The following is a 10,413-nucleotide window of genomic DNA, read 5'->3' on the forward strand; positions in this document are numbered from 1 at the left end:
CAGGGGTTCAAGGAAGACAGCCCACTTCTCACAGGATTTGATCAGGTCACTTCATGAATAAGCCAGCCGTTGTTTTCTTGGGTTTTGTTGTCGCCGTCGGCGCCGTCAGTGCGGGCGGTGCCTGGTACACCGGTAAACAACTGGAGCCGGTCCTGCAAACCGCTATCCAGAGCGCCAATAAAGAACTGCAGACCTCCATGGCCGGCGTCGATGGCAGCGTGACCCTGGAGCTGGTGTCCCTGGACCGTGGCGTGTTCAGCAGCACCGCGCATTATCGCCTCAAGGGCCAAGGCAGCGTGTTCGGCGAAGACAACCCGAACCCTGAATTGCTGTTCGTCGACCATATCGAACACGGCCCGCTGCCGTTCTCGCGCCTGGTGACCCTCAAGTGGTTGCCGGTCATGGCCACCAGTCACTACGAACTGGAAAAGAACCCCACCACCGAAAAATGGTTCGCCGCCAGCAAAGACGTGTCGCCGCTCAAAGGCGTGGCGAATATCGGCTATAGCCGTTCGGTCAGCGGCAACATCGAATTGCTGCCTCTGGAATTCAAGGATGCCACCTCGTCGGTGAGCTTCTCCGGCGCCAACCTCAACTTCGACAGCAGCGCCGAAGGCCAGAAGGTCAAGGCCGAAGGCTTCATGAACAGCCTCAAAGTTGCCGCAGTGGACGCCGAAGGCGCACCGTTCGAAGCGGAACTGGCCGGCCTGACCGTGGCCAGCAACCTGGAAAAAACCACCTTCGGTTTCTACACCGGCCAGAACACCGTGGAGCTGACCGACACCAAGGTCACCTTCGGCCCGCAGAAAGCCGTGTTGACCCTCAAAGGCTTCGAGCAGAAAGACTCCAGCGAGACCAAGGACAACAACCTGGCTGGCCGCGTCGACTACAAGATCGACGAGATCGGCTACCAGGGCAAAGCAGTCGGTTCGGCCGCCATGGCCGTGAGCATGAAGAACGTCGACATCCCGGCGATGCTGGTGCTGACCAAGCTCTACCAGGACAAAATGCAACCGGTGCAAGCCGCCGCCGCTGCCGGTCAACCGGTGCCGGAGCTGCAAATGACCGAAGCCGAGCAAGCCCTGGCCGAAGCCAACGTCAACCAGGTGCTGGCCGCCAAGCCGCAACTGGCCGTGGAAAACCTGTCGCTCAAAACCACCCGTGGCGAAAGCAAGTTCAACCTGGTGGTGGACCTGACCAAGCCAACGTCCATGGAACTGCCACCGGTTGAGCTGGGCAAGCAAATGGTCTCGCTGCTGGATGCCAACCTCACCCTGTCCAAGCCGATGATCAGCGACGTGGCGGCCCTGCAAGCCCAGGTGGGCGGCGTGACCGACCCGCAAGCCATCGAGCAGCAATCGCAGATGGCGGCCGAGATGGTCAGCAGCATGGCGGTCGGCACTCAACTGGCGACCCTGGTGGGTACCGATGTGGTCTCCAAGCTGCACTACGCCAATAACGAAGTGACCTTCAACGGCCAGAAGATGACCGTTGAGCAGTTCCTCAGCTTTGTGATGTCCAAAGCCGGTGCGGTCAGCGGCGCCCAATAAACCTGAAATGCAGTAAAAAATGTGGGAGCGGGCTTGTGTGGGAGCTGGCTTGCCTGCGATAGCATCGCCTCGGTCTGGCTGAATAACCGAGGTGCCTGCATCGCGGGCAAGCCCGGCTCCCACCCGAATCCGGCTCCCACGTTTGTTTTTTGTGAGGGGCAAAAAATATTAATCGTACAATTCTGAACAATTGTTCGAAATTGTGCTTCCCCCTACTTCGCTAAGAGATAGTTCCTACAGGAAAGCTAGGTCGGGTCCCGAGACGCCGACACCCTGATGCGTTTCGCTCAGGACCATCTATCGTTAGGGCTTTCCGTGTGTAAGGAAGCTCACGATATGCTGCGAAACCACCCCTACAGTGCCTCAGGCCGGTTGCGTCTGCTTATCGGGGCCGCCCTGTGCAGCCAATTGCTGGTTCCAGGCCTTGCGTTTGCCGACCCAGCCTACGACGCCCTGATCATCCAGGCCCGCAACGGCCACTTCACGCCGGCGCTGACCCAACTGCGCCAACTCTCCGCCGAACGCCAGACCCCAGGCCAGGTCAGTGACCACCTGGTGATTGCCGGCTGGGCCGGGCAAGACGCCGAAGTGCTCAAGGTGTACGAAGCGCAGGGCAAGCATCGCAACCTCACCACCCAGGCACTCGCCACCGTGGCGCGCACTTATCGCAATCAAAAGCAGTGGGCTCAGGCCGAAGCGGTCTATCGCCAGGCGTTGCTGCGTGAACCCAATAACATCGACCTGCAACTGGGCCAGGCCCTCACCCAGGCCGATGGCGGTAAAGCCAACGAAGCGGTGCAACGCCTGCGTACGCTGGTGGCGGCCCAACCCAATGACCCCAACCGCCGCATGGCCCTGGGCTATGCGCTGACACGTGCCGGTTTGAACTACGACGCGCTGTTCGAGTTCGACCAAGCCTTTATCCGCGCCGGTGACAAGCCCGAAGTGGCCCGCGAATACATCGTCGCCCTGCAAAAGGCGCGGCTGCCGGAGCCGGCACTGCGCCTCTCAGCCAAGCGCCCGGGGCTGGTGGACGCCGTCACCCAGCGCCGCCTCGAAGGCGACCTTGCCGCCGAGCGTGTGCGTATGGCCGAGTTCGCCACGCGCAGCGAAAAGGAACGCTACGTCATCGCTGACCGTGCCCTGCAGGACTACGACAAACTGATCAGCCGCTGGGCCCCCGACGCCACAGCCAAGGACGATGTCATCCGCTGGCGCATCGACCGTCTGGGCGCGCTCAAAGCGCGAGCACGGCATGCCGAGGTGATCCGCGATTACCAGACCCTCACTGGCGAAGGCGTGCAACTGCCCACCTACGCCTTGCGTTGGGTCGCCGGCTCTTACCTGGAACAGCGCCAGCCGGAAAAGGCCGAGCCGTTGTACCGCCAGGTACTCACCGCGCCCGACACCGACGCCAGCTATCGGGTCGATGACAGCACGGCGCTGTTCTATGCCTTGTTGGAAAGCGACAAGGTCGAAGAGGCCCGCCAGGTCGCCAACAACCTGGCCAAGGAGCAAAACCCCCGCGTTGAACTCAAGGGCTTGCCCATTGGTAACCCCAATGACAACTGGATGGACGCCCAACAATTATCCGCCCAGGCCGGTACCTATGGCGGTGACCTGCCCGGCAGCGAAGCCAGCCTGGAAGCGCTGGTGGCCAAGGCGCCCGGCAACGTGGGTCTGCGCCTGGCCCAGGCCGACATGTACCGGGCCCGCGACTGGCCGCGCCGCGCCGAAGGCACGCTCAAGGAAACCGAAACCCAGGCCCCCCGCGACATCGGCCTGGAAGTCTCCCAAGCCTATACCGCCATGGACTTGCAAGAGTGGCGGCAGATGGACACGCTCACCGACGACGTGCTCGCCCGCAACCCGGACAACCGTCAGGTGCAGCGCCTGAGCCGCCTGCGCGATGTGCACGACATGGCCGAGCTGCGTGTCGAGGCCTACACCGGCAAAAGCTACGGTGGCGGGAATAACAACGACGCCGGTGCCGTCTCCGGCAGCCGAGACTGGGGCATCGAAAGCGTGATCTACACGCCGCCCATCGACGAAGACTGGCGCCTGTTCGCCGGTGCCGGCTATGCCACCGCCGACTTCGAGGAAGGCACTGGCCAACATCGCTGGCAGCGCGTGGGCGTGGAGCGTCGTACCCGTGACATGACCATCGAAGCCGAAGTGTCCAACCACTCCTATGGCGACGGTTCCAAGCAAGGCGCCAGCGTGTCGATTGCCCGCGACATCAACGACCACTGGCAATACGGCGGCAGCCTTGGCTATTTGCTCAGCACCACACCGTTGCGGGCCCTGAATGACGGCGTCACAGCCAACGGCGGCAGCGGTTTTATCCGCTGGCGCGCCAACGAAAGCCGCGAATGGAAGCTGACCCTCAGCCCGTCCCATTTCAGCGATGGCAACGACCGCTTCGAAGCCTTGCTCACCGGCCGCGAAGGCCTCTACAGCTCGCCCCATGTGCAAGTGGACCTGGGCCTGGAAGTGGGCGCCAGCCGCAACAGCAAGGAAGACACCGTGTACTTCAACCCGAAGTCGGACTTCACAGTGTTGCCCATGATCAACGTCAATCACGTGCTCTATCACCGCTACGAAACCCAGTGGAGTCAGCAGTTCCAAATCGGCGCGGGTACCTACAGTCAGCGTGACTATTCCACCGGCGGTATCGGCTTGATTGGCTACGGCCAACGCTATCGCTGGAACGACGTACTGGAAATGGGCGCCAACCTCAGCCTGATCAGCCGACCTTATGACGGTGATCGCGAACGCGATCTGCGCCTGCTCGTCGACCTCACTTACCGTTTCTAAAAGAGCCTGACCATGAACGTCCTCAGCCGTTGCTTGTTGGTCCTGGGTGTAATGCTGGCCGCCGCCTGCGCCCAACAACCCGCGCCCTACACCCCACCCGCCGAACGGCCGATAGCGCCCAACGAAGCGCCGTGGCCGAAGAACCACTTTTTGGGCATTGCCTATCACGACGTGGAAGATCGCGACCCCGATCAAGCCGTGGTGGCGGTGCGCACAGAGCGATTGATCGAGCAGCTGGCCTGGCTGCGCGAAAACGGCTACCAGGCGGTCAGCGTCGACCAGATCCTGGCAGCCCGGCGCGGCGGCCCGGCATTGCCGCCCAAGGCGGTGATGCTCAGCTTCGATGACGGTTATTCCAGCTTCTACACCCGCGTGATGCCGATTCTGCGCGCCTACCACTGGCCTGCATTGCTGGCGCCGGTGGGGTCCTGGATCGACACGCCGTTGAATCAACCGGTGGATTTTGCCGGTACGCCACGACCACGGGGAGAATTCCTGACGTGGCAGCAGATTCGCGAAGTGTCCCAGTCGGGCCTGGTGGAAATTGCCGCCCACACCGATGCCAACCACAAGGGCATCCTGGCCAACCCCCAGGGCAACCTGGAACCGGCCGCCACCACGCGAAGCTTTGACCCCAAGACCAACGGCTACGAAAGCGAAGCGCAGTTCCAGGCGCGCATGCGGGCTGACGTCGCCGCGATTTCGAACAAAATTCGAACCGTCACCGGCAAGGCGCCGCGTGTGTGGGTGTGGCCGTACGGGGCCGCCGATGGCACCTCGTTGGCGGTGGTCGGCGAGCACGGCTATGAAATGGCGTTGACCCTGGAGGATGGACTCGACGACCTCGGCAACCTGATGAACAGCCCACGCTTTCTGGTGGCCTCCGACCCGGACGGCGAGCATTTTGCCAACAGCATGGTGGCTGTGCAGGCCAAGGCGCCGATGCGCGTGCTGCACGTAGACTTGGACAACGTGTACGACCCCGACCCGGCCCAACAGGCGCGCAACCTCGACGTGTTGGTTCAGCGCGTGGTGGACATGGGCGCCGGCACCGTCTTCCTGCAAGCCTTTGCCGACCCCAAGGGCGACGGCCTGGTGCATTCGCTGTACTTCCCTAACCGTCACCTGCCGATGCGGGCCGATCTGTTCAACCGGGTCGCCTGGCAGTTGCACACCCGTGCCCATGCCAGTGTGTACGCCTGGATGCCGGTGCTGAGTTTTGCCCTGGACCCCAAGCTGCCGCGTGTCACCCGCTGGGACCCGAAAACGGGACAGGTCGGCCCCGACCCGGATCAATACAAGCGCCTGTCGCCGTTTGATCCCAAGGTGCGGCAGATCATCGGTGAGATCTACCAAGACCTGGCGCGTGTAGGGCCGATCGACGGCATCCTTTACCACGATGACGCGGTGTTCAACGACTTCGAAGACGCCAGCCCCGCAGCGCTCAAGGCCTACGCCGCCCAAGGCTTGCCGAACACCATCGCCGCCCTGCGTGCCGACCCGGCCGTGATGCAGCGTTGGACCCGCTTCAAAAGCCGCTACCTGATCGACTTTACCCATGAGCTCACCGCCAAGGTCCGCGCCATCCGTGGCCCGCAGGTGCTGACGGCGCGCAATATTTTCGCCGAGCCCATGCTCAACCCTGGCAGCGAAACCTGGTTCGCGCAGAACCTCGATGACTTCCTCCAGGCCTACGACTGGACAGCGCCGATGGCCATGCCGTTGATGGAAGGCCAGGAAGTGAAAACCTCCAACGCCTGGCTGGAAAAACTCATCGCCACGGTCAAGACGCGCCCCGGCGCGATGGAAAAAACCATCTTCGAATTGCAAGCCAAAGACTGGCGCACCCAAGCCGCGCCGGATATCAGCGCTGAGCAATTGGCAGAGTGGATGGGTGTACTCAAACGCCAGGGCGTCACCAGTTTCGGCTACTACCCGGACAACTTCCTGGAAAACTCCCCGGACTTGAAGACCATACGTCCGGCCCTTTCCAACCAGTGGAACCCTTGATCATGGTTGACAGAATCCTGGCTATATTCGTGCTGGCACTGGTACTGGGCTTGCCCCTGGGCCTGATCTTCCTGGTGACCGGGCAGTTCCTGATGGACTTCGTGTTCTTCTACCCGTTGTTCATGTCGGCACTATGGATCGCCGGTGGCCTGTACTTCTGGCTGCATTGGGAACGCCACTGGCCGTGGAAAGAAGACACGCCGGCGCCGTCCCTGGCCGGCGAGCCGCTGATCTCGATCATCATCCCTTGCTACAACGAGGGCGATAACGTCGCTGACACCATTGGCGCGGCCCTCGGCCAGGTGTACCCGAACATCGAAGTGATCGCCGTCAACGACGGCTCCAGCGACAACACCGCCGCAGTACTCGATGCCCTGGCGCTGCAACACCCGCGCTTGCGCGTGCTGCATCTGGCACAGAACCAGGGCAAGGCTGTGGCCCTGCGCATGGGCGCCGTGGCTGCCCGCAGCGAATACCTGGTGTGCATCGACGGCGATGCCTTGCTCGACAAAAACGCGGCCGCCTACATGGTCGCGCCGATGCTCGACAACCCGCGCCTGGGTGCCGTCACCGGCAACCCACGCATTCGTACCCGCTCCACCCTGATCGGCCGGGTGCAGGTGGGCGAGTTCTCCTCGATCATCGGTTTGATCAAGCGTACCCAGCGGGTATTCGGTCGGATCTTCACGGTCTCCGGTGTGGTGGTGGCGTTTCGCAAGAAAGCCCTGGACCGCATCGACTACTGGAGCACCGACATGATCACCGAGGACATCGATGTCAGTTGGAAGCTGCAACTCGATCACTGGGCGATCTTCTACGAGCCGCGCGCGCTGTGCTGGATCCTCATGCCCGAAACCGTCGGCGGCCTGTGGAAGCAGCGCTTGCGCTGGGCCCAGGGCGGCGCCGAAGTGCTGTTCAAGAACATCCGCGGCATCTGGCAATGGCGCCACCGCTACCTGTGGCCGCTGCTGTTCGAATACTGCCTGTCCACCGGTTGGGCCTTTACCTTCCTGCTGTCGGTGATCTTCTGGGCCGTGGGTAAATTCGTCACGTTGCCGGCGGCGATTACCGTGGACTCGTTGGTGCCACCTGCGTTTACCGGCCTGGTACTGGCGATGGTGTGCCTGCTGCAGTTTGCGGTGAGCATCCTGATCGACCGGCGCTACGAAAAAGACCTGTGGAAAACCCTGTTCTGGACCGTGTGGTACCCGATGGTGTTCTGGCTGGTCAGCCTGCTCACCACCCTGGTCAGCTTTCCCAAGGTGTTGTTCAACCAGCATCAGAAACGCGCACGCTGGGTCAGCCCGGACCGCGGTATCAAACCTGCACAAGAGGAGGCGTGATCATGAAACTGGTCAGAACTCGCCAAAACACACTGATGTGGATCGTCGATGTGCTGCTGACCCTGCTGGCCTGGGGTGGGTTGATCTGGCTGCTGGCGCGAGGCATCAGCGCCATGCTTGAAACCCACGGCGGCCCACGCATCTAGGCGCCTATCTTTGCTGCGCTCAACACTTTGCAGGTCTACCTGTGGATCGCGCTGTTCAATGCGGTGATCCTGATCAGCTGGGCACGCTATCAGCAGCATCGCGGGCGCAAATTCGCCCAGCGCCGCGCCGAGGCGAATGCACTGAGCGACCAGCACCTGAGTGAAAGTTTCAACCTGGGCGATGGCGACCTCGAACAACTGCGCCGCCCTGGCGTGCTGGTGATCCACAACGACGAAGAAGGCGGCGTCGAAGAAGTGAAATCCCACGTCTCCCGCGACGTCGAACGCCCCGGCCTGACCCTGGTGCCCGACAAAGACAAGGGCATTGGCTAGCGTTAAGCGAACGCAATGCTCAAAGCAATGAAGATCCAATGTGGGAGCTGGCTTGCCTGCGAAAGCGGTAGTGCAGTAAGAGTTTTATTAACTGACACACCGCCTTCGCGGGCAAGCCCGCTCCCACAGGTAGTATTTCCACCCATCGCTGCAGTGGTTCACTCCTCTTGTTGGAATTCCGATAAATGGGATCCAATTCACAAAACCCCCGCGAACTTTTCCCCCTTCTCCGGTACTAACCTAACTCGACGAACACCTGATGGCTAAGTAATGGCAGTCAGAAAGTCATTCGTCGAATCGCCATCAAAACAGTTGCCGCTTGTCGGAATAATCACCGCAAGTGCCCGACTTAAACTCTTTTGGTGAAAAATTATTATTAATAATCAACAGGTTAGAAAACTAATCAGTCGAACGGCCCCACTTCGCCCGTTTCTAGGCGAGCTGGAAGTTCGATGTTAGTTTCGCGGCCCTTGATTTTCGATGGATCGAACATGTCTTCGTTATTGCCATGGACCCGGTTATTGCTCTGCACCTTCCTGCTCACCTGCGTGGGCCTGAACAGTGCATCCGCCGCCCCCACGCCTGGCGATCAGGATTTGATCCGCGACCGGCAGAACCGCTTGCTTGAAGAGCAACAGCGGCGCCTCCAGGAACTCCAGGACCTGCCCGGCAAAGCGGACAAGCCCCAAGCCCCGGCAACCCCGGCCGACACCCGTTGCTTCCCCATCAAAACCATCGAACTCAAAGGCGCCGACAGCCTGCCGGCGGCCGACCGCGAGCGCCTGCTAAAGCCCTATATCGGCCAATGCCTGGGCGTGTCCCAGCTCAACGAGCTGCTCAAGGTCATCACCGACTACTACTTGGGCAAAGGCCGCGTTACCAGCCGTGCCTACCTGCCACAGCAAGACCTCTCCACCGGCCATCTGCAAGTGCTGGTGGTGGAGGGCAAGCTCGAAGCCCTGCGCAGCGCCGATGGCAGCACAGTGACCGACCGCGAACTGGCCATGGCCTTTCCCGGCAAAGTCGGCGAAGCGCTGAACCTGCGTGAAATCGAGCAACTGGTAGACCAGCTCAACCGCCTGCCGTCCAAACAAGCGCAGATGGAACTCACCCCCGGCAAGCAAATCGGCGGCAGCGATGTGGTGGTCAAGAACACTGCGCAACAGCCCTGGCGCGCCAGCCTGTCGCGCAACAACGACGGGCAGAAAAGCACCGGCGAACAGCAATGGGGCGCTGGCCTGGAGTGGGACAGCCCACTGGGCCTGGGCGACCAACTGATGCTGCGCGGCGGCCACGACGCCATCAGCGACCACCAGAAAACCTCGAAAAACACCATGCTCTACTACAACGTGCCCTGGGGCTGGTGGAACTTCAGCTATACCTACAGCGAAAGTGACTACCGCACCTACGGCGTGACCGACGGCTTCAAATACAAGCAGGACGGCGACAACCAGAACCACCAACTGCGCGCCGAGCGGGTGATCCACCGCGATGACGTCAGCAAGACCTCGGTCAACGTCGGCCTGGCGCACCTGCGTACCAACAACTACATCCTCGACGTGCGCACCGCGCCCAGCAGCAACCGCCTCAGCGAACTGCAATTGGGCGTCAACCACGGTCGGCGCATCGGCAGTGCCTTCGTCAACCTGGACCTGGGCATGCAAAGCGGCATCGGCCTGCTCGACGCCCAGGCCCAAGACGAGCGTGACCCAGCAGGCCGTCGCCAGCCGAATGCGCGCTACCGCAAATACACCGCCACCGTCAGCTACCTGCAGCCTTTCAGCCTGTGGGGCGAGTCGTTCAGCTTCAGCAGTTTGGCCACCGGGCAACGCAGCGAAGACCCACTGTTTTCGCCGCAGCGCATGAGCCTTGGCGGCTCGGCCTCGGTGCGTGGCTTCAAGGACCAATTGCTGACCGGCGACAGCGGCGGCTACTGGCGCAACGAAGTGCGCTGGGCGCGCCCGGTGACCCTCGACTGGATGCGCCCGGCCTTCGCCGAGTACGGCGCCAGTGTCGGCTACGACCAAGGCGTGATCCGCAACGACCGCTACAACGACAACGTTCATGGCCGGGTGTCCAGCAACTCCCTGGAGCTGTTCGCCCGAGGCAAACACGTCAGCACCAGCGTGACCTTTGCTCATTCGTTAGAAAGACCCGGTGTAGTCACCGAGCGCGAAGCGCCGATCTACTTTCGCATGGATTTCTTCCTGTAAT

Annotated in this window: 5 protein-coding genes and 1 pseudogene; all 6 read left to right on the plus strand. The window is 61.7% G+C overall.

Translation table 11 applies throughout. The features are described from left to right. Positions 1-53 precede the first annotated feature (53 nt). The 6 genes and pseudogenes from TX24_RS00185 (at position 54) to TX24_RS00210 (ending at position 10,412) form a co-directional block, all read left to right on the plus strand. Positions 54-1,550: a YdgA family protein gene (locus TX24_RS00185; protein ID WP_003187474.1), complete on the plus strand. Its 1,497-nt coding sequence runs from the start codon at positions 54-56 to the stop codon at positions 1,548-1,550. A 336-nt stretch (positions 1,551-1,886) separates the two neighbouring features. Beyond that, positions 1,887-4,367: a poly-beta-1,6 N-acetyl-D-glucosamine export porin PgaA gene (gene pgaA, locus TX24_RS00190; RefSeq protein ID WP_057709498.1), complete on the plus strand. Its 2,481-nt coding sequence runs from the start codon at positions 1,887-1,889 to the stop codon at positions 4,365-4,367. A gap of 12 nt (positions 4,368-4,379) precedes the next feature. Beyond that, a complete protein-coding gene (gene pgaB, locus TX24_RS00195; protein WP_057709499.1) occupies positions 4,380-6,377 on the plus strand; it encodes a poly-beta-1,6-N-acetyl-D-glucosamine N-deacetylase PgaB in 1,998 nt (665 codons plus the stop codon). A 2-nt stretch (positions 6,378-6,379) separates the two neighbouring features. Then, positions 6,380-7,720, plus strand: coding sequence for a poly-beta-1,6-N-acetyl-D-glucosamine synthase (pgaC, locus tag TX24_RS00200; RefSeq protein ID WP_003187479.1), 1,341 nt, complete (start codon positions 6,380-6,382; stop codon positions 7,718-7,720). A 2-nt stretch (positions 7,721-7,722) separates the two neighbouring features. Next, positions 7,723-8,199 (plus strand): annotated as a pseudogene (gene pgaD, locus TX24_RS00205) (poly-beta-1,6-N-acetyl-D-glucosamine biosynthesis protein PgaD). 491 nt (positions 8,200-8,690) lie between these two features. Then, a complete protein-coding gene (locus tag TX24_RS00210; RefSeq protein WP_057709500.1) occupies positions 8,691-10,412 on the plus strand; it encodes a ShlB/FhaC/HecB family hemolysin secretion/activation protein in 1,722 nt (573 codons plus the stop codon). The last annotated feature ends 1 nt before the right edge of the window (position 10,413 follow it).

Origin of the sequence: Pseudomonas lactis (assembly GCF_001439845.1) — a bacterium.
GTDB lineage: Bacteria > Pseudomonadota > Gammaproteobacteria > Pseudomonadales > Pseudomonadaceae > Aquipseudomonas > Aquipseudomonas lactis.